Consider the following 24,949-nt stretch of genomic DNA (forward strand, 5'->3'; position numbering starts at 1 on the left):
GCCACACAGGGAACGCCGCCATGAACGCCCCCCTCCTCACCGTGCCGCAGGCCGACCCCGGCGCCGGCTACCGCGCCCATAAGGCCGAGATCGACGCCGCGGCACTCCGCGCCCTCGGCTCCGGCTGGTACATCCTCGGCGCCGAGGGTGCCGCCTTCGAGAAGGAATTCGCCGCCTGGCAGGGCGCCGCCCGCGCCGTCGGCTGCGCCAATGGCACGGACGCGCTGATGCTGACGCTGCGCGGCATGGGCATCGGCGCCGGCTGCACCGTGGTCACCGTCTCCCACACCGCGGTCGCCACCGTCGCCGCCATCGAGATGACGGGCGCCACGCCCCTCCTCGTCGACATCGACCCCGATACCTTCACCATGGACGCGGACGAACTCGTCGCCGTCCTGAACGACCCGCCGCCCGGCCTGCCGCCGATCCGCGCCATCATCCCCGTCCACCTCTACGGCCAGGCCTGCGACCTCGACCCGATGCTCGCCGCCTGCCGCGAACACGGCGTGATGGTGATCGAGGACTGCTCCCAGGCGCACGGCGCGACGCTCGGCGGCCGCAAGGTCGGCACCATGGGCGACGCCGCCTGCTTCTCCCTCTACCCCACCAAGAACCTCGGCGCGCTCGGCGACGGCGGCATCCTTTCCACCGACGACGAAGCGCTCGCCGACCGCATCGGCGCCATCCGCCAATACGGCTGGAAAGAGCGCTACATCAGCGACAGCATCGGCGTGAACAGCCGCCTCGATGAAATCCAGGCCGCCATCCTGCGCACGCGCCTGCCGCACCTCGACGCCAACAACGCCCGCCGCGCCGAAATCGCCGCGCGCTACGACGAAGCCCTGGCCCATACCGCCTACACCCCGCCCGCCCGGCGCCCCAACGCCGGCCACGTCTTCCACCAATACGTCCTCCGCGTGCCCAACCGTACCGCCCTCATGGCCCGCCTCCGCGCCGAAGGCGTCGCTACCGCCATCCACTACCCGGCCCCCGTCCACCTCCAACCCGCCTACCGCGGCCGCACCCCCCTCGGCCCCGCCGGCTGCGCCGAAACCGCCCGCGCCGCCAGCGAAGTCATGAGCCTGCCCATGTTCCCGGAACTGACCGACGCCCAGGTCGAGCACGTCTGCGGAGTGCTGCGCGGATTGTGAGGGCGGCCTTGCAGGGGGCGCTGCCCCCTGCACCCCCGCCAAAGGGACAGTGGTCCCTTTGGAAACCCGTTAAGGGGTAGGTGGAGGGAGGGGCACGAAGGGACCGCCTGTCCGGAGCGCCCTCCAGCCCCTCCCTCCACCTACCCCTCATCCTCGGGTTCGAAGGGGCCACTGCCCCTTCGCGGGAGGGTGCAGGGAGGGCAGAGCCCTCCCTGCAAGCCGCCCTCATGAAACCGCGCGACAACCCCGCAAAACGTGCTGGCGTCTGGGGCCTTCGCAGGTGCAGCATCGGGGCATGGAGCAGAGCCCTGGGGCGCTTGTCGCCGAGCCTCGTCTGGATGGTGTGTCGCCTGCCGTGGATGCGGTGGGGGACGCCATTGGTGATCTGCTGGCCCGGTTGCGGGAGGCGCGGGAGGCGGCGGCCAGGGATCCTTTCGGGGATCCGGTGCTGTTGATCGCGCTGGCGATCAGTCGGCGGTTGGATGATGGGCGGCTGGATGGGCCGGCGGTGGGGGCTTTGATTGCCCGGCTGGCGGACCAGGCGGCGGCGGAGCGGGCGCGGCGCTTGGCGGCCTATGTCGGGCTGGAGCGTGGGGCGGCGACGCTGGATGGCTTGGCGGCGCGGCTGGTGCGGCCGGATCCGGAGGACAGCCCGGTGCCCTTTGCGGCCTATCGGGAGGTGGTGGAGCGGCCGCGGTTCGCGGCGGTGTTCACGGCGCATCCGACCTTTTCGCTGCCGCCGGGCACGGGGGCGGCGGTGGCGGCGGCGGCCGGGGGGCTGGCCTTGCCGGCGGGCCTGTCGCACCGGCCGGCGACGCCGACGCTGACCGAGGAATTTGTCCAGGCGGTGGCGGCGATCCAGCGCGGGCGGGATGCGCTGGATGCGCTGAGTGGCGCCTTGCTGCGGGCGGCGCGGGGGGTTTGGGGGGATCGGTGGCAGGCGCTGGTGCCGGCGCCGGTGCTGCTGGCCTCCTGGGTCGGGTACGACACGGATGGGCGGACCGATATCGGCTGGTGGGACACGATCGGCCTGCGGCTTACCATGAAGCGGCTGCAGCTGCAGCGGCTGGCGGCGCAGTTGGCGCCGCTTGGCGCTTGTGCGGAGGGTCTTTCGGCCCGGGTGGCGATGGCGGAGGCGGCGGTCTCGCGGCAATTGGCGGCCTTGCCGCAGACGCCGGTGCCGGAGACGGTGCAGGCCTTTGCCGCGACGCTGATTGGGGAGCGGGAGGCGGCGCTGACCGATCCCGGTCCGCTGGTCGGGCTGTTCCCTGCGGCGCTGGCGGCGGCGCCGGATGAGGCGACGCGGCTCGCTTTGGTGGTGGCGCGGGCGGGGCTGGTCGCGCATGGCCTGGCGCTGGCGCATACCCATACCAGGCTGAATGCCAGCCAGATCCACAATGCCCTGCGCCAGCGGCTGGGGCTGACGGCCAGCCCGGACGACATGGCCAGCCGGCGCGGGCTCTTGGCGCAGGTGAATGCGGCGCTGGGCGAGGTGGACGCGCAGCCGGTGGATTTCGGCGCGCTGCTCGCGGAGCAGGCCTCCGCCGTGCGGCTGATGATGACGGTGGCGCAGATCACCAAGCATGTGGACGCGTCCCAGCCCGTGCGCTTCCTGATCGCCGAGACGGAAAGCGGCTACACGCTGCTCGGCGCGCTGTGGCTGGCGAAGCGGCTGGGCATCGAGCGGCATGTCGAGATCTCCCCGCTGTTCGAGACGGCGGAGGCGCTGGAGCGTGGCGACAAGGTGGTGGAGGAGGCGCTGCGCAGCCCCTTCTTCCGCGACTATCTGCGCGCGCATGGAAGGCTCTGCCTGCAATTCGGCTATTCGGATTCCGGCCGCTATGTCGGGCAGCTACCGGCCAGTTATCTCGCGGAGCGGCTGAAGCTGCGGCTGGCGGACCAGTTGCGCCGGCATGGCCTGTCCGAGATCGAACTGGTCCTGTTTGACACCCATGGCGAGAGCATCGGCCGCGGCGGGCATCCGGACAGCCTGGCGGATCGGCTGGACTATCTTTCGCCGCCACAGGCGCGGGCGGCGCTGGCGCGGGCGGGCCTCAAGCTGCGGGAGGAAAGCAGCTTCCAGGGGGGCGACGGCTACCTGCTGTTCGGCACGCCGGCCTTGGCGACCGCGACGATTGCGCGGATCGCGGAACATGCCTTCGCGCCGCCGGCGACGGAGCCGGACCCGATCTACGCCGAGAGCGATTACGGCGCGGATTTCTTCGCCACCATCCGGCGGGAGATGCAGATCCTGGTCGAGGATCCGGGCTATGCGGCGCTGCTCGGCGCCTTCGGGCCGGGGTTGCTGGACCGCACCGGGTCACGCCCCGCGGCGCGGCAATCCGACATGGGCGGGCCGGCGCGGATCACCCATCCCTCCCAGCTGCGCGCCATTCCCAACAACGCGATCCTGCACCAGATGGGGTGGCTGGCGAATACGCTGCACGGCATGGGCGCGGCGGTCGCCGCCAATCCCGACAGTTTCGCGGACATGCTGGCGCGCAGCCCGCGCTTTGCCCGCGCGGTGGCCATGGCGGCGCGGGCGGCGGCCTGTTCGGATCTCGGCGTGCTGCGGGCGGGGGTGGATACGCTGGACCCCGGCCCCTGGCTCGACCGCGCGGGCGCCACGCGGCGGCCGGGGCGGCGGGAGGAGCTGATGCATGTGGCGGCGGCGCTGGAGCGGCTGGACCTGTCCTCCGCCGTGCGCCGCATGTTCCGCCGGCTGCAGGCGGACCACCTGGCGCTCCGCGCCGCCTGGCCGGAACTGCCGCGCATGCCGGACCGGCTGGTGCTGCTGCATGCGCTGCGCCTCGCCCTGATCCATCGCATCTGGCTGCTGGCCGTGCAGATCCCCGAATTCAGCCCGCGCCACGGCGCGACGCGGGAGGCGCTGATCCGCGGCATCCTGCAGCTGGATGTGGAACGCGCCCTGTCGCTGCTGGCGGAGGTGTTCCCGGCGCGGCCCGACCCGGCCAGCAGCCTTGATTTCCACGAGAAGGCGCCGGGCCGGGGCGGCGCTTCCTATGCCGCGGAGCATGCTGCGATCTTCACGCCCATGGCCGGGCTTTTCGCCCAGGTGCGCGAATGTTCCGCTGCCATCGCGCATGAGGTCGGCGCCTTCGGCTGACGATCGCCCACGGCGACGAACCTTTGCCGCGCGGCGCCGTTCAGGGCCAAAGGCAAAGGAGGCCGCCCATGGGATATGCCCGCTTCGGCGCGATGATCCTGGCATCCACCCTGGTGATGTTCGGGCTGATGTACCTGAACACCTGGTCGGTGGATCATCTCGCCTTCAGCCAGACGCGCGCCTGGATGGCCCTGCTGATGGGCGCCACCATGACCTTCGTGATGATGCTGTTCATGTTCGGCATGTATCCGAATCGCCGCGCGAATTTCGCGATCCTGGGTGGCAGCGTGCTGGTCTTCGCGGCCAGCCTCTGGCTGGTGCGCAGCCAAGCGACGGTGGGGCAGGTGGCCTGGATGCAGGCCATGATCCCGCATCATTCAATCGCGGTGCTGACCAGCGCGCGGGCGACGCTGCGGGATCCGCGGGTCCGCCGGCTGGCCGACGGGATCATCGAGACGCAGCTGCGGGAGATTGCCGAGATGCAGGCGCTGGTCGCCGATCTCCAGCGCAACCCGACCCCGGCGGAAGCGCCCGCCCTGCCGCCCAGGACGCCCTGACGCGCAAGCGGTCTGACTGGAAATCGAAAATTACCCTGAGATAAATGCAGATCTTTAAACGCATAACAGGAAAATTTTAAGTAAAAACTGTCGCGAGCGATCGCTCCAAGCGAAATAGAGTGGAGCTTCGGGATCAAGAATTTGCACCACCAGAGCTAATGCCAAAATATTGAGCTATCCGGCCCGTCCCATTTATTGAAATTGTCGCGCAATATCCGGCCCGCAGGGGGAGGGCGGAACGATGCGCCGGGATAAGGCAGAGTGGGGGGGCGGCAAGCCCCTGGGCAGAGGCTGCAGGACATGATGCAGCGCCCGGGCCCCATTGCCGTTGTGGAACTGTCCAATCGCCACGGCCGCCATGCGCCCTTCAACGCCGCCTTCCTGCGGACCATCGCCCTCGGCTTCCCCGGTCGACAGGTGGCCTTCTGGGCCGATCCCACGCATATCGAAGCCGTGCGGCCGCTGCTGGACAGCGCAGCGGGGCTGACCTTCCACCCCATCGCCCTGCACGAGGATGGCATGGGCGTCACCCATTCGTCCTTCCCGCGCATCCGCCACGGCCTGGCCAGGCTGCGCCAGGTTCATGCGGCGCATGAAGGCCGCGCCGTCGCCATGGTGGTCTCCGGCAGCTCGCCCTCCGCCATGCTGGCGGCCTGGCTGCTGCAGCGCATGGGCGGCCCCCCGGTACAGGTCCCCCTGCACGGGGAGGTGAATGCCCTGCGGGAGGGCTGGCGCTCGCGCAATCCGCTGGCGCGCTGCATCGACCTGATGGCCGCGCTGCGCCGCTGCCCGGGGCCGCGGCTGCGCCTGCTGGCGCTGGAACATCACGTGGCGGAGGCGCTGGTGGAACTCGCGCCCTGGCTCGCCGGCCTGGTGGATGTCATGCCGCACCCGGCGGGCGCGGCGCTGCCGGAGGTGCCGCTGCCGGCGCGGCCACTGCGCATCGGCACGCTGGGCATCGCGACGCGCGGCCGGGGCTTCGATCTCTGGCTGCGGCTGGCGGCGGAGCTGGGCGGGCTGCCAGGCCTCAGCCTGCATCACGTGGGCCCGCTGCACCGCGACTTCGCCGGCCGGCCGATGACGGGCCTGACCGACCCGCCCGATGAATCCCACCTGCCGCGGGAGGTCTATCTCAGCCGGCTGCAGGCGCTGCACTATGTCTGCGTGCCCGCGCAGGGCCGCTACTACGACCTGGCGGCCAGCGGCACGCTGCTGGATGCGGTGGCGGCGGGCAAGCCGGTGGTCGCGCTGCGCCACCGCAGCCTTGAGCGATTCTTCGAGGGCGCCGGCGATATCGGCTTCCTGTGCCGCGACGAGGCCGAGCTGCGCCAGGTGCTGCGCGACCTGGCCGTGGGCTTCGACCCGGCACGCCATGCTCGGCAGGCCGCCAATGTGCGGCGCCTGCAGCGGCAGCGCATGCCCGAGGCCCTGGCCGAGGGCTATGCGCGCGGCCTTGCAGCCCTGGTCCGGTAGGGCCGGTCAGGCGTTCTCCACCTCGCCGCCGCCCTCGACCCAGTCCTTGAATCCGCCGAGGTTGCGGACATCGCCATAGCCCATGTCCTTCAGCGTCTTGCCGGCCAGGGCGGAGCGGCCGCCGGAGGCGCAATAGACGATGATGGTCTTCGCCCGGTCGAAGGCCGCGTCATGCAGCGGGCTTTCGGGATCGGCGCGGAATTCCAGCAGGCCGCGGGAGACGGCGAGCGCGCCCTTGGCCTTGCCGCTGGCCTGCACCTCCGCCGCGTCGCGCACATCCAGCAGCACGGTCTGCGGCTGGGCCGCGAGCGCCTGGGCCTCGGCGGCGGAAATGCGGGGCACGGCGGCATTGGCGGCGGCGAGCATCTCTTTCACGGTGGTGGGCATGGCGGTTCCTTCCTGGGACGTGGCGAGGTTCAGAATCTCACACAGGCCCCGGACGTCGTCACCATCACGCTTTCCTGCGCGAAGCGGGCGCGAAACATGGCGACGACCGGCGCCAGCCGCGCCGTGGCCGCGGCCGGGGTCGCGCCCGGGGCCAGCACCACCAGAAGCTTGCTGCGCTCCCGCGCGATGCGGCCGCTGGCGCCGCGCCACTGGCCGGCGCCGTCCAGCACGGTCAGGCCATCGGGGAAGGCGGGGGTGACGACCTCGTCCAGGAAGCGGGCCCAGGCGGCCTCGTCCACCACCTCCGCCCCGCCGGCATCGCGGCCGAAATAGGCTTCCAGCCGTGTCGCCGCCTGGCTGCCGGGCGGGCAGGGCGGCGGGGTGGTGGCGCAGGCGGCGAGCAGGGGGAGGAGAAGCAGGATTCGCATGGCCTGCAGCCTAGCGCATCCGCGCCGCCACCCGCAGCAGCGCGAAGCCGCCCAGCATGGCCACCGCCGCCACCGCCAGCGCCGCCTGGGCGCCCAACGCCACCAGCAGCGGGGCGAAGATGCCGGGCGCGATCGCCATGGCCCCCGTCACCGGGGCCATCACCCGCCCGGCGACCGTGGCGTAGCCTTCCGTGCCATGCAGTTCGATCACGCAGGCCGGGCGCATGACGGACATGATGCCGGAGGCCAGGCCATAGGTCAGCACGAAGACCGGCGCCGCCACCGCGATGCCCAGCGGCGCCACCAACGGCAGCAGCAAAGCGAGCGGAATCAGCAGCAGCGCGGCGGAGGCGGTGGTCACGGCGCTGAAACGCGACCCGCCCAGCACATCCAGCGCCCGCGCCGCCACCTGCGCCGGCCCGACCAGCGCCGCCCACCAGATGGCGCTGGCGCGGTCCATGCCCAGCGCCTGCACCAGCAGCACCATATTCGCCAGGATGGCGCTGCCGACCAGGGTCTGCACGGTGAAGGCAGCGGAAAGCCAGCGCAGCCGGGCCGGCAGTCGCCCGCCGGGCAGCTTCGCCGGCCGGGCGCCGCGCGGCGCGGCCGGGATGCAGATCCAGTGCAGCGGCAGCGCCACCAGCAGATGCGCCGCGGCCGAGGCCAGCACCGCGCCGCGCCAGCCGAAGGCGGCTTCCAGCGCCGCCAGCGCCGGCCAGGTGACGGCGGAGGAGAGGCCCGAGGCCAGCGCCAGCAGCCCGAGCCGCCGCCGCGCGCCCTCCGCCCCCAGCGTGGCGAGCGCGGCATTGGCGGCCTCGGTCAGCGCCAGGGCGCCGGCCAGGCCCATCACCAGGCAGGACACCACCGCCAGCACCGGCCCCTGCGCCAGGGCCAGCAGCACCAGCCCCGCGGCGAAGGCCAGCGACCCGCAGGCGGTGGCGACCCGGGCGCCGTAGCGGTCGATCGCCCGCCCGACGATGGGCGAAAGCAGCCCCGCCAGGCCGAGCAGGATGGCGATGCCGAGAAAGGCGCCGCCGGCCGGCAGGCCGAGGTCCCGCTCCATGGCCGGCCCCAGCACACCGGGCAGGAAATAGGCGGTGCCCCAGCCGAGGATCTGCGTGACGCCGAGCGCGGCCAGGACCAGGCTCGGCCGCATCGCCCTCACGCCGTGGTGGCGAGCAGCACCACGCCGGCCGAGATCAGGCCGATCGCCATCATCTTGGCCGGCCCCAGGCTTTCCCCGAAGACCGACCAGCCGATCAGCGCGATGACCACGTAGCTGGCCGCCGTGCAGGGCAGCGCCACCGACATCGGGATCTTTCGCAGCGCAATGATGTAGAGCAGCGCCGCGCCGCCGTAGCAGCCGAGCCCGACAATCGTCTGCCAGCGGAACAGCTGGTCGACGAAGCCCGCTTCCGCCGCGACGGAGCCGGAGGCGCCAGCCTTCAGCAGGATCTGGCCGATGAGGGAGGTGGTGATGGCGGCGGCCAGCGTCGCCCAGGCGGTGATCACCGCGCCGTCCCCCCACCAGCCTGTTCACCGCCCCGCACCACGTCGCGCACCACGCCCTGCGGCTTGCCATTGGCCGAGAGGAAGGCGCGGCCGACATATTCGCCCAGCACGCCCAGGATCAGGAACTGCACGCCGGCGACCAGCAGCGTCACCGTCATCATCGAGGCCCAGCCGGAGGGGGTTTCCCCGCGCAGCCCCTCGAAGATCACGATGGCGGCGGCGATCAGCCCGAGCACGCCCATGGCGGCACCGGCCAGGATCGCCATGCGCAGCGGCAGGACGGAGAAGTTGGTGGCGAGGTTCAGCCAGAGCAGCACCAGCCGCTTCAGCGTGTAGTTGGACCGCCCCTCGGCGCGGGGCAGGTGCTTCACCTCGATGCTGTCCAGCCGCTGCGTCACCTGCATCAGCAACCCGTCCACATAGGGGTAGGGGCCGGAGTACCTGGCGACTTCCCGCACCGCGAGCGCGGACATGCAGCGGAAGGAGGAGAGGTAGAGGCCCTTCGGCTTGTCCAGCAGCAGGTCCGCCACGCCATTGGCGAAGCGGCTGCCCAGGTTGCGCCAGCCCTCATGCTCCTTCTTGGCGTAGCGGGTATAGACCACGTCCCAGCCGCCGAGGCGGGCATGATCATACAGGCGGATGACCTCCTCCGGCGGGTTCTGCAGGTCGTCATCCATGGTGATGACGAAGGCGCCGCGGGCCTGGCGCAGGCCGGACATGACGGCGTTGTGCTCGCCGAAGTTGCGGGCATGCTCGACATAGACCAGCGGTACGGTGGCGCTTTCGGCGAGCGCCCGGCAGACTTCGCCGGAATTGTCCGGGCTGCCATCGTTCACCAGGATGATCTCGAGCCCGCCGGCCGGGCGCAGCGCGGACAGCGCCTCGACCAGCGCGCCCACCGTGGCGGCGCCGCGATAGACCGGCACGACGATGGACAGGCCGACGGGGGCACTGCCGGAGGACAGGCCCGCCTCCAGATCGGCTTCGAAAGCCCCCAGGGGCCGGGCGAGGATCTCAGTCACGTCGCATTCTCCGTCAGGGCCGCGTGCCGATGACAAGGACGGATCCGCCGCCAGGCATGGGGATGCCGGCGCCGCCGATCCGCCGCTCGATCTCCGAGACGGCGTGCAGGGTCTTGTCGATCCAGGGGGGGAAGTGGGTCACGTCGCTGGGGGCATCCTCCCGCGCCTGCAGCACCTTGCGTTGCAGGGCCATCAGCGGCAGCAGCAGGCCGTTCCAGTAGCGGGTGGAAATACCCGTGAAGCCCGCCTGCTCCAGCAGGGCGCGGGCGCTGCCGGCGGTGTAGCGGCGGGCGGTGTGGACGCGGGCATCATGCGCGCTGCGCAGCCATTCATAGGCCGGCAGGTTCAGCACCACCGTGCCGCCGGGCCGCAGTACCCGGTGCAACTCCGCCATGCCGCGCGCCGGGTCCACCCCGGCATGGCAGATCACGTCGATGGAGACGGCGGCGCCGAAGCTGGCATCGGGGAAGGGCAGGGCATTGGCATCGCCGGCGGTGACCGGGCGGCCGGATTTCTGCACCGCGCGGCGCGCCGCATCGGCCATGTATTCCAGCCCGAAGGCCGGCCGTTCCGGCAGCTGCTGCGCCAGGCGCAGCAGGAAGCCGCCCGTGCCGCAGCCGGCATCGAGCACGGGCCCGGCGGCGCCGGGGCGGGTGCGAAGGGCATCGAGGACCCGGGCATGGGCGGCCCGGAACCACCACATGCCGTCCTCGGCCGCGTCCATCAATTCGTATTCTGCGGGTTCCACCACGCTCTTGTGACGCCGCATCGGGGCGACGGCAAGGCGGCCCGGCGTCCGCCGTAAGGCGGCGCGTGCCTTCCGCCGCGAGGCGAACTGTCGACTCGCGGGGCAGCCCTGCCGCATGCGCGCCGCAATGCGGTTGCACCTTAACCAAAGCCCGCCGAGGATGCGGCCGCCGTGAGCCTTCCGATGACCCCGAAGCCCCGCCCCAAGCAGGCCCTGCCCCTGGCTGAGGCGGCGCCCGTGCCGCGCCTGTTCAGCCCCGCCGTGCCGGCGACCCGGGCGCGGCTGCTGCGCGTGCTCGCCCTGCTGCCGGCGCTGGCCTTCTTCCTGATGGTGCTGACGCCGCCCCTGAACCACGACGTCGCCGCCATCCTGAACTTCGCCGAGCGCTGGGTGGCCGGCGAATCCCTGTTCCGCGACCTGATCGACGTGAACCCGCCGCTGATCTTCGTGCTGACCGCCATCCCGGCGGTGATCGACCGGATCAGCCCGCTCGACATCGTCCAGTCCTGGCTGCTCTGCGTGGTGGGGTTGCTGGTCCTGTCCTGGCGGCTCTGCCTACGGCTGCGCCAGGGGATCGAGGAAGGCCCGGTGGAACGGGCCGTGTTGGATGCGCTGATCCCGCTGGTCCTGGTGATGGTGGCCTATGATGTGGGGCAGCGGGAACACCTGATGGCGCTGTTCGCGCTACCCTACGCGCTGCTGGCGGCGCGCCGGGCGCAGGGCATCGCCACCTCACGCGGCCTGGGCCTGACGGTGACCATTGCCGCCGCGCTGGGTTTCGCTTTGAAGCCGCATTTCCTGGCGGTGCCGGCGCTGGTCGAGGCGCTGGTGTTGGTCCATCGCGGCCCCGCCGCGGCGCTGCGGGACCGGCTGCCCTGGCTGATGGCCGCGATCTGGGCGCTGTACCTTGCCAGCCTGCCGGTCTTCTTCCCGGATTATCTGGGCTTCGTCGTACCGCTGGTGATGGATTTCTACCTGTCCAACGGCGGCATCGGCCTGTTCAACGTGATCTTCACGGACAAGTTGGGCGCGGCGCTGCTGGCGCTGCTGGCGGTGCTGTCGATGCTCGCCTGGCGCGGCGCCGGCGTGCCGGCGCGGATGCTGGCGGTGGTGGGCATTGGCGGCTTCCTCTCCGCCTGGGTGCAGCACAAGGGCTGGTCCTACCATGTGGTGCCCATGGCCATGGCGACCGCGCTGATGGCCGGCTGGATCGTCGCCCGCTGGTTCGACCGCGCCCTGCCCGCCGGCCGCGCTGAACAGGCTGCGCCGGTGCTCGCCCTGGCCCTGGTGGTGGCGGTGGCCGCGGTGCATGTGCGCGGCGAAAGCCCCTGGCGGCAGATCTGGTACGGGACGCTCGCGGAAGGCCAACTGACCGCCACGCTGAAGCGGGAGGTGGCCGGGGAGCGGCTGCTGGTGCTCTCGCCCGATATCTACCCGGTCTATCCGGCGCTGAACTATGCCCGCGCCCGCTCCACCCTGCGGACCATGAACCTGTGGCTGCTGATCGGCGCCTATCCCGACTGCCCCGAGGGTGCCCCGCGCTATCGCGAGCCCTGGGAGATGTCCCGCCCCGAATTTTTGGTCTATCGCACCGTGGCCGAGGACTTCGCGCGCGCGCCGCCGGGCGCCGTGCTGGTGGCGAAGAATTCGGGCATCCCGCGCTGCGGGGCAGAGGATTTCGACCCGATCGCCTACTTCTCCCGCCACCCCGCCTTCGCCGAGACCTGGCGGCATTATACGCGGGTGGTGCACATGAACGCCTATCTTCTCTACCTGCGTGAGGATTGATGTCGCATCAGGATTACGTCGGCCGCAGCGAGACGCGCGAGGACCGGCTGGACCCGCGGCTGCTGCGCGGCATGGCCGCCACGCTGGGGCGGCCGGCGCCGGAGGAACTGCCGCCGCTCTGGCACTGGATGTTCTTCCAGGACTGGGTGATGCCGGACCAGGTGGGCCCGGACGGCCACCCGAAGCGCGGCGGCTTCCTGCCGCCGGTGCACGACCTGCCGCGCCGCATGTGGGCCGGCGGAAGGCTGCGCTTCCACCCCGTGGCGCTGCGGGCCGATGACATCGTCACCCGCACCAGCACCATCCTGAAGGTCGAGGAAAAATCCGGCGGCTCCGGCCGGCTGGTCTTCGTCACCGTCGCCCATCTGCTGCACGGCCCCGCCGGCCTGGCGGTGGAGGAGGAGCAGGACATCGTCTATCGCGGGGCGGAGGGCGCCGCGGTGAAGCCCGGCCAGGCGGCGCCCGATTGGCCAGGCGCCGCCACGACTACGGTGCTGCCGGACCCCGTCATGCTGTTCCGCTACTCCGCGCTGACCGGCAATGGCCACCGCATCCATTACGACCACCCCTATGTGACCGGCGAGGAGGGCTATCCCGGCCTCGTCGTGCATGGCCCGCTGCAGGCGACGCTGATGGCGCAGCACGCGCTGGACCATGCGCCGGGCCAGCGCCTGCACAGCTTCGCCTTCCGCGGCCGCCGTCCGGCCTTCGACGGGCGCCGCCTGACGGTGCTGGCGAAGATCGAGGGCGAGCAGGTGATGCTGGAAACCCGCGACGAAACCGGCGCCACCTGCATGCAAGCCGAAGCGGTACTGGCCCCGGCGGTTGGCTGACCGACAAACCGGCACGGCGGCAGCGCGCCCGCTGCTGCCGCTGACCCAGAACACGCTGCGCGGCATCGCCATCATCGTCGCCGGCTATACCGTGATCTCCGCCGCCGATGCCGCGGTGAAATGGGCCCTGCCGGAGGTGGGCGTGGCGGTGGCCATGATCTGGCGCGGCGTCTTCGGCATGCTGGCCATCGCCCTGCTGTCGCGCGGGCGCGGGCTGCGCCCGGTGCGCAAGCCGCTGCTGGCGCTGCGGTCCTGCCTGCATTGCGTGGTGACGGTGGCCTTCTACCTGGCCTGGTTCAACGCCTTCCCGCTCGGCGCCTCCTACGCCGTGAATGCCGCCGCGCCGCTGATCATGACGCTGCTGGCCATCCCGCTGCTGGGGGAGAAGGTGGGCTGGCGGCGCTGGACCAGCACCTGCGTCGGCTTCGCCGGCGTGATGATCATCCTGCAGCCCGGCGGCGAGCTGTGGCGTTGGGAGGCGGCGATGTTGCTGGCGGGTGCAGCGACGCTCGGCCTGACGCGGATCTGGACCCGCGTGCTGGCGGCCACCGATACGCCGCAGACCATCGCCTTCTGGCTGCTGGCGGCACATGTGCCGGTGGGGTTTCTGCTGTTGCCGGTGTTCCCGCCGCTGGGGCCGCTGGTGCCGCGCTGGGACATCTTCGTCTGCCTCGCCTTCCTCGGCATGGCGAATGGCTGCGCGCATCTGCTGTTCTCGCGCGCCTTCGCCATCGCGCCGGTCTCGGCCCTCGCCCCCTATGAATACACCACGCTGCTCTGGGGCGGGGTGCTGGGCTTCGTGATCTGGGCGGAGGTGCCGGCCTGGAACACGCTGGCGGGTGCCGTCGTCGTCATCGGGGCGGGGCTGTACAACCTGCATCGGGAGCAGGTGCGGCGTCGCGAGGATCGCGCCGCTGCGGCGATGGGGGCGCGCTGATGGCGCTCCGTCACGATCCCAAGCGCGGCGTGGTCTTCATGCTGCTGGCCTGCGCCCTGTTCGCGGGGATGAGCGTGCTGGTGAAGGACCTGGCCGGCCGCGTCCATTTCCTCGAGCAGATGTTCTTCCGCAGCTTCTTCGCCCTGCCCGTGGTGGTGCTGATCGTGGTGCGCCGCATCGGCCTGCGCGGCGACCTGGCGGGCGCGCTGCGCACCCGGCGCTTCCCCGGCCATGTGCTGCGCGCGATGACGGGCACGGCGGCGCAGGCCTGTTCCTTCTATGCGCTGGCGCATCTGCCGCTGGCCGAGCATACGGCGCTGACCAACACGACGCCGTTGTTCGTGACCCTGCTGTCGATCCCGCTGCTGGGGGAGAAGGTGGGCATCCATCGCGGTGGCGCGGTGGTGGCGGGCTTCTGCGGCATCGTCGTGATCGCGCTGGGGCAGGGCGCCTTCACCGGGGATTTCGGCGGCGCGGCGCGCTGGGGCATCCTTGCGGCTCTGGCGCATGGGATGTTCTCCGCCGGCACCACCATGCTGGTGCGCACGCTATCGGCCACTGAATCCTCGGGCACCATCGTGCTGTGGCAGTCGCTGCTGATGACCTTCTTCAGCCTGTTCTGGCTGCCCTTCGTCTGGGTGACGCCGAGCGTCATGGACCTGCTGATGCTGGTCGCCATCGGGCTGATCGGCGGCGCGGCGCAGACCCTGCTGACGGAGGCCTGGGCCAGCGCGCAGGTCAGCTTCCTCGCGCCCTATTCCTATTCGGCACTGCTCTGGGCGGTGCTGTTCGGCTGGATCGTCTTCGGCGATGTGCCGGGGCTGGCGACTCTGGCGGGCGCCTTGGCGATCGTGCTGGCCAGCCTCTACATCATGCACCGCGAGATCGTGCTGCGAGGACGGAAACGATGAGCATCCCCTTCCTGCGGGACGACGCGCTGCGACCGGGGCAGGCGGTGCAGGTGGCACCCGGCGTGCGGCGCATCCTCTGCGACAATCCCGGCCCCTTCACCTGGCGCGGCACCAATACCTATCTGATCGGCCGCGGGCGGGTGGCGGTGCTGGACCCCGGCCCGGCAGATGCGACGCAGCTGGAGACCATCCTGCGCGCGACGCAGGGCGAGACCATCACGCATATCCTGGTCAGCCACACCCATCGCGACCACTCGCCCGGCGTCGCCGCGCTGCAGGCGGCCACCGGCGCGCGCAGCTACGGCTTCGGCCCGCACCTGACGCCGCCTGAGCAGGGCGGGGAGGGCGGCGACCATGACTTCCGGCCCGATGTGACGCTGGCCGATGGCGAGATGCTGGAAGGCGACGATTTCCGCCTGACCGCGCTCCACACGCCCGGCCATTGCGCCAACCACCTGTGCTTCGCGCGGGAGGATGGCGTGGTGTTTTCCGCCGACCATGTGATGAGCTGGTCCACCACGGTCGTCAGCCCGCCGGATGGCGACATGGCGGCCTATATGGACTCGCTGGGAAAACTGGCGGCACGGGAGGCGAGCCTCTATCTGCCTGGCCACGGCCCGCCCCTGCCGAACCCCGCGCCCTTCGTCGCGGCGCTCGCGGCGCATCGGCTGGAACGCGAGGCGAAGGTGCTGGACGCGCTGCGCGCCGCCCGCCGCGCCACGGCGCTGGAGCTGGTGCCGCAAGTCTATGGCCCGGTGCTGGAGCCACGGCTGGTGCCGGCGGCGGCGCGCAGCCTGCTGGCGCATCTGATCAAGCTGGCGGCCGAGGGGCAGGCCCTGCGGGACGGGGAAAGCTTCGAGCCGCGCTGAATCCTACAACACCGTCACCGTCTGGATCGCGCCGGAGGCGGCGTAGAGGATGCTGTAGCTAGTCCAGTCGTGCTGGTTCAGCAGGTCGTAGTCGGTGACGCGCATCCGGCCATCCGCCAGGTGCTCCACCGCATAGTCCAGCCGGCCCTGGCTGTCGTAATCCTGGTCCAGGCTTCTGCCATCCGTGCCGGTGGTGCGGCGGTAGTCCAGCACGCCATTGGCGGAGTTGTAGTCCTCGCTGACCGTGCCGCCATTGGCCTGCTGGATATAGACGTAGTCGCGCTGGTTTGTGGCGACATCGTAGTCGATGGATTCGCGGGTGCCGTCCAGGCCGAGGGTGGAGATGAAGTCTGTGCGGCCGCTGGCGGCGTCATAGACAATGCTCTGCTGCCGGAAAGCGAAGACATCCTCGATGGGCGGACCGAGCGGGGGGACGAGGTTGAACTGGCTAACGGAAATGGTTCGGCCCTGAGCGTCCTTAACCGTATAGGTCTCGCTGCCACGAAATTCGTAGGTGTCGAAATAGGTGATGTGCAGCAACTGGCTACTGCCGTCATCCATCAGGATTTCCACATCCGTGAGCCGCGTCTGCTCGATCGTGCCGTCAACAATGATGTTGTTCTGGATGCTGTAGCGCGCCCAGGGATGCGCATCCGACAGATCATAATCAGTTGCGGATTGCGGCAGCAGCTCCACACCGGTGTCGTAGGGGACCCATTCATAGTCCACCTCCCCGCTGATGGGGTCGAGGACCGTGATCGTGCTGGACATGCCGTGCTCCGACGCTCTGCCAAAGTATACTAAGTTAACGGCACATGGTGTCCAGGCAGCGCCCCTTCCGCACACTCTCGTGAAGGCGTCTCAGCCGTCGCTCATCCGGTTGTCCTGCCCGCGGAAGACGATGCGCGGCCGCTCCGCCCGCTTCTCCGCCGGCACCTCCAGCCATTCGGCGAATTCGGTCAGGATCTTCGCCGTGATATCGGCGAGCTTCGCCGCGCGTGCCTGGCTCAGCGGATACCAGTCCAGACCCTCCAGCTCCCCGGACCCGCCGATCTCGCCGCGTACGGCCTCCGCCGGGGCGATCAGGAAGCGGGCGTTGAAGCGCATGCTGCGGGTGGTCGGCGTGACGGCGCGGCAGAGGTAGTCCAGCGGCGCGAGATCGGCGAGCAGGCGCTGCCCCTTCATCTCGCCCAGCAGCAGCCCGGTCTCCTCGTACAATTCGCGCGCCGCCGCAACGCCCAGCGCGCGCGCCAGGGATGGCTTCGCCCGATGTGCCAGCAGCCCGAAGGTTTCGGGCTTCATCTCGGACAGCGCCTTCACGCCATGATCCGCGCGATCCACCCGACCACCCGGAAACACCAGGATGCTCGGCATGAACTTGTGCTTGGCGTGGCGCATGCCCATCAGGATCTCGGGCTCGCCCGAACCTTGCCGCCAGACGATCAGGCTCGCCGCATGGCGCGGCACCACGGTGCGCTTGCGCGGGGTGGGCACCAGGTCGCCGGTGCCGCCGGGATTGTCGGCCGTTGCGTCAGCCAAGGTTAATGCCCCTCGTCGCCAGCCAGGCGCGGAAATTCGCGCGCTCGGGCACGGACAATTGCCGCGCCGCATTTTCGGACCAAGTGCAGCCTTCCGGCTTCGCACCATGCACCTCCGGATAGCGCGGCTTGCCGGGTGGGCGCAGCGCGTCATAGGCGGGCAGGGCGGCGGCGAGGCCGCTGTCGTCATAGGTCTCGCGATGCACCACCACCGAGGGCGGCAGGCGCGGCGAGGTCTCGTTGCGCCGCGCGGGGAAGCCCAGCGTCAGCCCGGCCAGCGGAAACACGCCTTCCGGCAGGCCGAACAGCTGCTGCACCAGCGCGAGGTTGTTGCGGACATAGGAGATCGGGCAGGTGCCGAGCCCCGCCGCTTCCGCCGCCATCACGCAGAAGCCCAGCGCCAGCGCCGCATCCGCGCTGGCATTGAGAAAGGTGTCGATGCTGTCATTGGCATGCGTGCGACCATGGGCGTCGCAGACCTGCCGGCCACGGCGGATATCGCCGCAGAACAGCAGCAGCACCGGTGCCTGCTTGATCCAGGGCATGGTGCCGATCGCATCCGCCACCTGCGCAATCTTGGTCGCATCCCGCGTCACCAGGATCGAATACTGCTGCAGGTCGGATTTCGCGGGCGCCGATTGCGCGCCAGCCAGCACCAGATCCAGTAGCGCATCCGGCACCGCATCCGGCCGGTAGCTGCGCGTCACGCGCCGGTCCAGCAGCAGGGCCAGGCCGGGCGGGATTTCCGCGGGCGGGGCGAAGGGCAGGGCGCCGTAGCGGGCGCGGATCAGGGCTTCAGCATCCATGATCCGCAGCCTGCCATGACAGCTACCGCAGCACCACCCAGGCATCCGCCACGGTGACACCCTCGCCCGGCCGGCCGACGATCAGCGGATTGATCTCCGCCTCCGCCACCTGCGGCACGGAGGCGAGGCGGGAGGCGGCGACCACCGCCTCCGCCAGCGCATCCAGATCGCCCTTCGGCAGATTGCGCCAGCCCGACAGCGGCTTCAGCGCGCGCACCTCCGCGATCATCTCCCGCGCTGTCTCCAGATCCACGGGTGCCAGCCGCAGCGCGATGTCGCGATGCAACTCCGACAGCACGCCGCCGGCGCCGAGCAGCACCACCGGCCCCACCTCGGGGTCGCGCCGGAAGCCGAGGATCGCCTCCGCCAGGCCCTTGCGCATCTGCTGCACCAGCAGGCCGGTGATGCGCGCGCTGGGCGCCGCCGCGGCGACGCGGGCGCGCATGGCGGCCGCGGCCTCGCGCAGCGCATCGGCAGCGGGCAGGTTCAGCACGACGCCGCCCACCTCCGTCTTGTGCGCGATATCCGGCGAGAGGATCTTGAGTGCCACAGGATAGCCCATGCCGCTGGGCGGCGTGTCCTGCATCACCGCGAAGGGGGAGGCGAGGCCGAGGGCCGCGAAGAGGCGGCGTGCATCCGCCTCATCCGGCTGGGCCGGCAGCGTGATGCTGGGCGCGGCCGGATCGGGCAGCTCGCGCGGTGCCTGCCAGGCGCAATAGGCATTGATGCAATCCGCCGCGCTCTCGGCGGTGCGGAAGGCGGCGATGCCGGCCTCGGCCAGCAGGCGCAGCGAGGCCTCGGCCTGCGGCGCGAGGAAGGCCGCCACGGGCTTGCCGGGGATCTTCGTGCCCTCGACGATGCCGGCCACTGCATCCTTCGGACGGAACTGCGCCGAGCTGCCGATGACGGCCAGCACCAGGTCGGTGTCGTCGGCCGCGCGCAGCGCATCCAGCGCCGCCATGACGCGATCCGGCCGCGCACCGGCCAGCGTCAGGTCCAGCAGCCGCGCATGGCTGTTGAACTTTGCCGCCTCCAGCTTGGCTGCGGCATGCGCATCCGGCTTGCGTGCCTCGATGCCCAGAACGCCGAGCGCATCGACGGCCAGCGCACCACCGCCGCCCGTCGTCGTCATCACGCTGACGGCGCGATGACTATGCGCCGGCGCGCGCCGGCCTGCGACCAGCAGCGGCAATTCCAGCAGGGATTCGAGCATGGAGACGCGGAGGATTCCATGCGCGCGGAAGAAGGCGTCCGCCGCCGCATCACTGCCGGCGAGCGCGCCGGTGTGGCTGGTGGCGAGCTCCGCGCCAAAGGGGCTGCGGCCGAGCTTCAGCGCGACGATCGGTTTCTTCAATGCGCGCGCCTTGGCGGCGGCGGCGGCCATCTGCTCCGGCGCGCGCATCGATTCGAGGAACAGCGCGACGACATCCACATCGGGGTCGTCGAGCAGCAGCGAGGCGATCTCGCCCGCCGTCAGATCGGCCTCGTTGCCCGTGCCCACGAGATGCGAGAAGCCCAGCCCCCGCGCGGCGCCGCGCGACAGCAGCGCGCCCATCATGGAGCCGGATTGCGAGACCAGCGCGACGCGCCCGGCCGGCAGCTCCTCCGCCTCCAGCGCCGCATTGGTGGTCAGCGCGGTGCGGGCGTTCAGGTTGACGATGCCCATGGAATTCGGGCCGAGCAGCCGCATTCCGCCCGCCTGTGCCGCGGCCAGCACGCGCGACTGAAGGGCCGCGCCTTCCGGCCCGGATTCCGCGAAACCATCGGCCAGCACGCAGGCCACGGGAATCTTCCGGGCTGCGCAGGCCGCGACCTGCGCTTCCACATTGTCCGTGCCGAGCAGGATATAGGCGAAGTCGATGTCGCCCGGGATATCCGCCAGGGAAGCATAGGCGCGCTCACCCAGCACCGTCTCCGCCCGCGGATTCACGGGGAAGAGTTCGCCCGAAAAACCGTGGCGGCGCAGGTAGCGTTGCGGCCGCGCCGTGAGGCGCTGTTCGTCGGCGGATGCGCCGATCAGCGCGACGCGGCGCGGATTCAGCAGGGCCTGGGCGAGGCTCATGCCTTGGGCGGCCGCTGCGAAAAGCTGCGGCCGAAGACGCCCTCGGCGATGCGGTTCTTCATCATCTCGAGGCTGCCGCCGGCGATCATCCAGCCGCGCGTCTTGCGCACGCAGTATTCGATCAGCAGGTCCTGGCTGTAGCCGGTGCCGCCCATGATCTGCATGGACTCGTTCGAGCACATCCAGCCCGCCTGGTTGCAGGCGTATTTTGCGAGCGCGACGTCCTGCGGATCGGGCAGCCCGCCCTTGGCGCGGACCGCGGCGCGATAGAGCAGCAACTGCGCGCTATCCAGCGCCACGCGCATCTCCGCGAACTTCCATTGCAGCCCCTGGAATTCCATCAGCGCCCGGCCGAACTGCTTGCGCTGCTCGGCATGCGCCTTGGCCTGGCGGAAGCAGTATTCGCCGAGTGCCAGCGCCCGCGTGGTGTTGCCTGCGCGCTCCACGTTGAAGCCGGAGATCTGCTTGCGAAATCCGCCTTCGCCGAGCAGCAGGTTTTCCTCAGGTACGAAGACATTGTCGAAATACAGGGCGCACCAGGTCTCGCCATTCATGTAGCGGCTGGGCTGACCGAGCCGAAAGCCCTCCATGCCGCGTTCCAGCAGGACGGAGCCGATGCCGTTCACGCCGGGGGCGAAGCGGCAGTAGATGACGAAGACGCCGGCATCCTCGGTGTTGGAGGTGAAGACCTTGCCGCCGTTCAGCACATAGCCGCCCTGCACCTTGGTGGCGGTGGTCTTCAGGTCGGTCAGTGCCGAGCCCGCATCGGGCTCCGTCATGCCGACGGCGGCGATGGTCTCGCCGCGCAGCAGCGGCTCGAAGTAGCGCTTCTTCTGGTCGGGCGTGGCGTATTCCGCGAAGGTGCGGAACGCTCCGAAATTGCCGGCCTGCAGCACATCGGCGCTGCGCGGGCAGACATAGGCGATCTGCTCCATGGCGAGGATCGCATCGAACAGCGTGCCGCCCTGGCCGCCATCCTCCTCCGGCACCATGATGCCGAACAGGCCGTTCTCGGCCATCAGCTTCGCGACATCCCAGGGGAAGCGCTCGTCATGCGCGCGGGCCAGCGCGTCCTTGGCCAGGTGCTGTTCGGCGAAGCGGCGGACGGAATCCTGGAACGCGACCTGTTCCTCGGTGAGCGAAAAATCCATCAGACGGGGTCCCAGGAAAACACGTCGCCGGAGCGATCGAGCGGCAGGAAGTGGCTGCGCAAGGCGGGCAGGGCGGTCTCGGCGATCGCCTCCGGCGTCCAGCCGCCGGCGCTGTGCGTGGAGCGGATCGGCCGCGGCTGGCTGAACAGGAACAGCTCGTTGTGGCGCGCCGCGAAGATCTGCCCGGTGACGTCTTTGGCGGCGTCGGAGGCGAGGAACACGGCCAGCGGCGCGTTCTTGTCCGGCGTCATCTGCTGCAGCCGCGCGACGCGTGCCTTCTCCGCCTCCGTGGAGGAGGGGATGGAGCTGGTCATGCGCGACCAGGCGAAGGGCGCGATGCAATTGGACCGCACGCCAAAACGCTGCATGTCCAGCGCGATGGATTTTGACAATGCTGCCACGCCGAGCTTGGCCGCGGAGTAGTTCGCCTGGCCGAAATTGCCGATGAGGCCGGAGGTGGAGGTCATGTGCACATAGGCGCCGCTGCCCTGCTTGCGGAACTGCTCCGCCGCAGCACGGCTGACGAAGAAGCTGCCGTTCAGATGCACATTGATGACCGCCAGCCATTCCTCGGGCGACATCTTGTGGAAGATCTGGTCGCGCAGGATGCCGGCATTGTTGACCACGATGTCGATTCGGCCGAAGGCGTCCAGCGCCTGCGCCACGATCCGCTGCGCGCTACCCCAATCCGCCACGCTGTCGGTATTGGCCACGGCCTTGCCGCCGCGCTGGTGGATGATGGCCACCGTCTGCTCGCCGGGAGTTGCGGAGGTCGGGCCCTCGCCGGTCAGGCTGGCGCCGATATCGTTTACCACCACGGAGGCGCCGGCCAGCGCCATGGCGAGGGCAATCTCCCGCCCAATGCCGCCGCCCGCACCGGTGACGATCGCCACCTTGCCTTCGAGCATCATCTTGTTGCCTCCTATCCGTGCACGGCGCTTCTAATCTTCCAAGGAAGGGGCGTGAAGCCGGGTTGCCGCATCACGGGGGTGCCCTAAACTCAAGCCTGGATACAAGTGGGGGACATGGTGGCCTTCGTGGAGCTGGATGGGGTCGGCATGACCTTCCGCGGGCGTACCGGCGCCTATGAAGCGGTGCGGGATTTCAACCTGGAGTTGTCCGAGGGCGAGTTCTTCTGCCTGCTGGGCACATCCGGCTGCGGCAAGACCACGGTGATGAACATGCTCGCCGGTTTCGATACGCCGACCTCCGGCCAGATCCGCCTGGAGGGCAAGCCCGTGCGCGGCCCCGGCGCCGATCGTGGCGTGGTCTTCCAGGGCCATGACAGCCTCTATGACTGGCTGACGGCGCGGGACAATATCGCCTTCGGCCTGCGCCTGCGCGGCATGGGCCGCGGCGAAAGGCGCGCCATCGCCGACCGCTTCCTGAACATGGTCGGGCTGAAGGGCCAGGGCGACAAGCACCCATCGGAGCTGTCCGGCGGCATGAAGCAGCGCATCCAGATCGCGCGTGCGCTGGCGAACGACCCGCGCATGCTGCTGATGGACGAGCCCTTCGGCGCGCTGGATGCGATGACGCGCGCGGTGCTGCAGGGTGAGCTTTCGCGCATCTGGTCGGAGAACCGGAAGACCGTGCTGTTCATCACGCATGACATCGAGGAGGCCTGCGCGCTGGCCACCCGCGTCGGCGTGATGAAGCGCGGCCCGGGCGGGACGCTGAAGGCGGTGGTGCCGATCGACCTGCCCTTTCCGCGTGAACGCACTTCCGATGCCTTCATGGCCAGCTTCCGCCAGGTGCATGAGCTGATCCATGCGGAGATCCACCCCCATGCATAGCCGCGCTGCCACCATCATCGGCTATGTGCTGGGCTTCGCGCTGCTGTTCGTCATCTGGCACCTGGCATCGCGCTACCTGGTCAGCTCCGTGCTCTTCCCCTCGCCCTTCCCGGTCTTCGAGCGCGGCTGGGTTCTGCTGGAGGAAGGGCTGCTGCAGGAATCCGTCTGGGCCTCGATGCGCCGCATCATCCAGGGGTTTCTCCTCGGCTCTGCCATCGGCATCCCGATCGGCCTGGCCATCGGCAGTTTCCGGCCGGTGCGGCTGCTGCTGGAACCCTGGACGGAGTTTTTCCGCTTCATCCCGGCCGTGGCCATGATCACCGTGGCGGTGATCTGGTTCGGCATCGGGGAGGAGAGCAAGATCTTCCTGATCGCCTATACCACCGTCTTCGTCGTGGTGATCGCGACGGCGGCCGGCGTCGGCGCCGTGGGCAAGGACAAGGTTCGCGCGGCACAATGCCTGGGCGCCAACAAGTTCCAGGTCTTCGCCCTCGTCGCCCTGCCGGCGACGGTGCCCTACATCCTCACCGGCATGCGGCTGGCGATGGCGAATGCCTTCGTCACCATCGTGGCGGCGGAGCTTGTGGCCAGCAATGATGGGCTAGGCAAGATGCTGTGGGATGCGCGGCTGTTCATGCAGGTGGAGGATATCTTCGTCGCGCTGATTTCGCTCGGCCTGCTGGGCTTCGCGACGGACCGCGTGTTTCGCCTGCTGATCCGCGCCTTCGCGGGCCGCTTCAACCCGACCATGTGACAAACAGGGAGAACAAGAACATGCTTCGCCGAACCCTTCTCGCCGCCGGTGGCGCCGCACTCGCCGCGCCGGCCTTCGCCCAGAACGCGCCGCTGCGCATGACCATCGCCACCGGCGTCGATCCCTCCTTCGCGCCCTACTACGTCGCCCGCGAAGGCGGCTTCTTCCAGCGCAACGGGCTGGACGTGACGGTGAATACCGGCCCCTCCGGCTCCGCGATGGTGGCCTTCCTGATCGGCAACCAGATCAACTCCGCCTATGGCGCCGAACAGGCCGGCGTCTCCGCCCATCTGGTCGACCCCAACGTGGTGGCGGTGGCGGAGGGCACGGCGCTGCTGCGCTGGATCAGCGTGCTCGGCCGCAATGTGGAGAATATGGAGGCGCTGAAGGGCAAGAAGGTCGGCGTCGCCCGCGGCACCGGCAGCGAGACCTTCTGGCTGTCCGTCGTCGCCAAGCTCAATCTCAACCCGGCCGACTATACCATCGTGAACGTCGAGGCGCCCGAGATGGTGGCGGCGCTGGAGCGCGGCAATATCGACGCCTTCGCGGTCTGGGAGCCCTGGCCGACGCGCGCCATGCGCGCCATCCCGAACACCAAGATCCTCGTCTCCAACGAGCAGATCCAGATCGTCCGCAACTTCGTCTACATGAACAAGGGCTGGGCGCAGTCCAACATGGAGGCGACGACGCGGCTGATGCGGTCGCTGATCCAGGCGCAGGAATTCATCGCCGCGAACCCGACCGAGGCCGCCGCCCAGGTCGCCCGCTTCCTGCGCCAGGACCGCGCCTTCATCGCGGAGCTGATGACCAAGGTCGAGTACAAGATGAACCTGACGCCCGACAGCGTCGGCAATATCCAGCTCGCCATCGACCAGCTGCGCGGCATGAACCGCCTGTCCAAGGAAGTGACGCCGGCCGAGGTGATCTGGAAAGAACCGCTGGCCGCCGCCGCTTCCGGGCGCGTGATGATCTGATACCTGCGGCCGCATGGGCGGTTGAGGCCACGAATGTGGCCCACCGCCCATGCGTCATGCCGGAGGCATGCCTTCGGCATGACGAGCCCAGCGGCCGGAGGCCGCGCCCGGTGCCTGAGGGCAGG

Annotated in this window: 24 protein-coding genes; 12 read left to right on the forward strand and 12 right to left on the reverse strand. The window is 70.0% G+C overall.

From position 1 onward, the window contains the following. Window positions 1-20: 20 nt before the first annotated feature. The 4 genes from J3S20_RS11510 (at window position 21) to J3S20_RS11525 (ending at window position 6,308) form a co-directional block, all read left to right on the forward strand. Window positions 21-1,151, forward strand: a complete 1,131-nt coding sequence (locus J3S20_RS11510; protein WP_216836625.1) for a DegT/DnrJ/EryC1/StrS family aminotransferase — start codon at window positions 21-23, stop codon at window positions 1,149-1,151. 295 nt (window positions 1,152-1,446) lie between these two features. Further along, on the forward strand, window positions 1,447-4,278 hold the full coding sequence (locus tag J3S20_RS11515; RefSeq protein WP_216836626.1) for a phosphoenolpyruvate carboxylase: 2,832 nt from the start codon (window positions 1,447-1,449) through the stop codon (window positions 4,276-4,278). Window positions 4,279-4,346: 68 nt separating this feature from the next. Further along, on the forward strand, window positions 4,347-4,835 hold the full coding sequence (locus tag J3S20_RS11520; RefSeq protein WP_216836627.1) for a DUF305 domain-containing protein: 489 nt from the start codon (window positions 4,347-4,349) through the stop codon (window positions 4,833-4,835). Window positions 4,836-5,135: 300 nt separating this feature from the next. Continuing rightward, complete coding sequence (locus J3S20_RS11525; protein ID WP_216836628.1) at window positions 5,136-6,308, forward strand: glycosyltransferase family protein; 1,173 nt, start codon at window positions 5,136-5,138, stop codon at window positions 6,306-6,308. Between the two features lie 6 nt (window positions 6,309-6,314). Here J3S20_RS11525 and J3S20_RS11530 read toward each other — a convergent pair whose 3' ends face one another. From J3S20_RS11530 to J3S20_RS11555, 6 genes are read right to left on the reverse strand one after another with little or no spacing between them, the layout of a single operon-like run. Next, window positions 6,315-6,695, reverse strand: a complete 381-nt coding sequence (locus J3S20_RS11530) for a rhodanese-like domain-containing protein (protein WP_216836629.1) — start codon at window positions 6,693-6,695, stop codon at window positions 6,315-6,317. 29 nt (window positions 6,696-6,724) lie between these two features. After that, on the reverse strand, window positions 6,725-7,123 hold the full coding sequence (locus J3S20_RS11535; RefSeq protein ID WP_216836630.1) for a DUF3574 domain-containing protein: 399 nt from the start codon (window positions 7,121-7,123) through the stop codon (window positions 6,725-6,727). A gap of 10 nt (window positions 7,124-7,133) precedes the next feature. Beyond that, complete coding sequence (locus J3S20_RS11540) at window positions 7,134-8,279, reverse strand: MFS transporter (RefSeq protein ID WP_216836631.1); 1,146 nt, start codon at window positions 8,277-8,279, stop codon at window positions 7,134-7,136. Window positions 8,280-8,284: 5 nt separating this feature from the next. Next, on the reverse strand, window positions 8,285-8,635 hold the full coding sequence (locus J3S20_RS11545) for a DMT family transporter (RefSeq protein WP_216836632.1): 351 nt from the start codon (window positions 8,633-8,635) through the stop codon (window positions 8,285-8,287). After that, window positions 8,632-9,657: a glycosyltransferase family 2 protein gene (locus J3S20_RS11550; RefSeq protein WP_343215206.1), complete on the reverse strand. Its 1,026-nt coding sequence runs from the start codon at window positions 9,655-9,657 to the stop codon at window positions 8,632-8,634. The genes J3S20_RS11545 and J3S20_RS11550 overlap by 4 nt, the downstream gene beginning before the upstream one ends. 13 nt (window positions 9,658-9,670) lie before the next feature. Beyond that, window positions 9,671-10,408: a class I SAM-dependent methyltransferase gene (locus J3S20_RS11555; RefSeq protein WP_343215207.1), complete on the reverse strand. Its 738-nt coding sequence runs from the start codon at window positions 10,406-10,408 to the stop codon at window positions 9,671-9,673. A 180-nt stretch (window positions 10,409-10,588) separates the two neighbouring features. Here J3S20_RS11555 and J3S20_RS11560 point away from each other — a divergent pair, with 180 nt between their 5' ends. Genes J3S20_RS11560 through J3S20_RS11580 form a run of 5 tightly spaced genes read left to right on the forward strand, consistent with a single transcriptional unit; the run spans window position 10,589 to window position 15,743 of the window. Next, window positions 10,589-12,193, forward strand: a complete 1,605-nt coding sequence (locus J3S20_RS11560; protein WP_246602707.1) for a hypothetical protein — start codon at window positions 10,589-10,591, stop codon at window positions 12,191-12,193. Then, a complete protein-coding gene (locus J3S20_RS11565; RefSeq protein ID WP_216836633.1) occupies window positions 12,193-13,026 on the forward strand; it encodes an FAS1-like dehydratase domain-containing protein in 834 nt (277 codons plus the stop codon). Before J3S20_RS11560 ends, J3S20_RS11565 begins: the two co-directional genes overlap by 1 nt. After that, window positions 13,019-13,963 carry a DMT family transporter gene (locus tag J3S20_RS11570; protein WP_246602708.1) on the forward strand — a complete coding sequence of 315 codons (945 nt, stop codon included), beginning with the start codon at window positions 13,019-13,021 and terminating at the stop codon, window positions 13,961-13,963. Before J3S20_RS11565 ends, J3S20_RS11570 begins: the two co-directional genes overlap by 8 nt. Beyond that, window positions 13,963-14,874 carry a DMT family transporter gene (locus J3S20_RS11575; protein WP_216836634.1) on the forward strand — a complete coding sequence of 304 codons (912 nt, stop codon included), beginning with the start codon at window positions 13,963-13,965 and terminating at the stop codon, window positions 14,872-14,874. The genes J3S20_RS11570 and J3S20_RS11575 overlap by 1 nt, the downstream gene beginning before the upstream one ends. Continuing rightward, a complete protein-coding gene (locus J3S20_RS11580; RefSeq protein WP_216836635.1) occupies window positions 14,871-15,743 on the forward strand; it encodes an MBL fold metallo-hydrolase in 873 nt (290 codons plus the stop codon). Before J3S20_RS11575 ends, J3S20_RS11580 begins: the two co-directional genes overlap by 4 nt. A gap of 3 nt (window positions 15,744-15,746) precedes the next feature. Here J3S20_RS11580 and J3S20_RS11585 read toward each other — a convergent pair whose 3' ends face one another. From J3S20_RS11585 to J3S20_RS11610, 6 genes are all read right to left on the reverse strand, one after another. Continuing rightward, the gene (locus tag J3S20_RS11585; protein ID WP_216836636.1) at window positions 15,747-16,514 is read right to left on the reverse strand and encodes a hypothetical protein; all 768 of its coding nucleotides are present in this window, start codon (window positions 16,512-16,514) and stop codon (window positions 15,747-15,749) included. A 90-nt stretch (window positions 16,515-16,604) separates the two neighbouring features. Beyond that, window positions 16,605-17,282: an NUDIX hydrolase gene (locus J3S20_RS11590; protein ID WP_246602709.1), complete on the reverse strand. Its 678-nt coding sequence runs from the start codon at window positions 17,280-17,282 to the stop codon at window positions 16,605-16,607. Continuing rightward, window positions 17,275-18,087, reverse strand: coding sequence for a nitroreductase family protein (locus J3S20_RS11595; protein WP_216836638.1), 813 nt, complete (start codon window positions 18,085-18,087; stop codon window positions 17,275-17,277). The genes J3S20_RS11590 and J3S20_RS11595 overlap by 8 nt, the downstream gene beginning before the upstream one ends. 22 nt (window positions 18,088-18,109) lie before the next feature. Then, window positions 18,110-20,149: an acetate--CoA ligase family protein gene (locus tag J3S20_RS11600; RefSeq protein WP_216836639.1), complete on the reverse strand. Its 2,040-nt coding sequence runs from the start codon at window positions 20,147-20,149 to the stop codon at window positions 18,110-18,112. Further along, complete coding sequence (locus J3S20_RS11605) at window positions 20,146-21,300, reverse strand: acyl-CoA dehydrogenase family protein (protein WP_216836640.1); 1,155 nt, start codon at window positions 21,298-21,300, stop codon at window positions 20,146-20,148. Before J3S20_RS11605 ends, J3S20_RS11600 begins: the two co-directional genes overlap by 4 nt. Next, window positions 21,300-22,211, reverse strand: coding sequence for an SDR family NAD(P)-dependent oxidoreductase (locus J3S20_RS11610; RefSeq protein ID WP_216836641.1), 912 nt, complete (start codon window positions 22,209-22,211; stop codon window positions 21,300-21,302). The genes J3S20_RS11605 and J3S20_RS11610 overlap by 1 nt, the downstream gene beginning before the upstream one ends. 114 nt (window positions 22,212-22,325) lie before the next feature. On the opposite strand from J3S20_RS11610, the gene J3S20_RS11615 reads away from it, so the two are divergent. From J3S20_RS11615 to J3S20_RS11625, 3 genes are read left to right on the forward strand one after another with little or no spacing between them, the layout of a single operon-like run. Next, window positions 22,326-23,096: an ABC transporter ATP-binding protein gene (locus tag J3S20_RS11615; RefSeq protein ID WP_246602710.1), complete on the forward strand. Its 771-nt coding sequence runs from the start codon at window positions 22,326-22,328 to the stop codon at window positions 23,094-23,096. Continuing rightward, window positions 23,089-23,850 carry an ABC transporter permease gene (locus tag J3S20_RS11620; protein WP_216836642.1) on the forward strand — a complete coding sequence of 254 codons (762 nt, stop codon included), beginning with the start codon at window positions 23,089-23,091 and terminating at the stop codon, window positions 23,848-23,850. Before J3S20_RS11615 ends, J3S20_RS11620 begins: the two co-directional genes overlap by 8 nt. Before the next feature lie 20 nt (window positions 23,851-23,870). Next, on the forward strand, window positions 23,871-24,824 hold the full coding sequence (locus J3S20_RS11625) for an ABC transporter substrate-binding protein (protein WP_216836643.1): 954 nt from the start codon (window positions 23,871-23,873) through the stop codon (window positions 24,822-24,824). Window positions 24,825-24,949: the final 125 nt, after the last annotated feature.

Origin of the sequence: Falsiroseomonas tokyonensis (genome assembly GCF_019024325.1) — a bacterium.
GTDB lineage: Bacteria > Pseudomonadota > Alphaproteobacteria > Acetobacterales > Acetobacteraceae > Falsiroseomonas > Falsiroseomonas tokyonensis.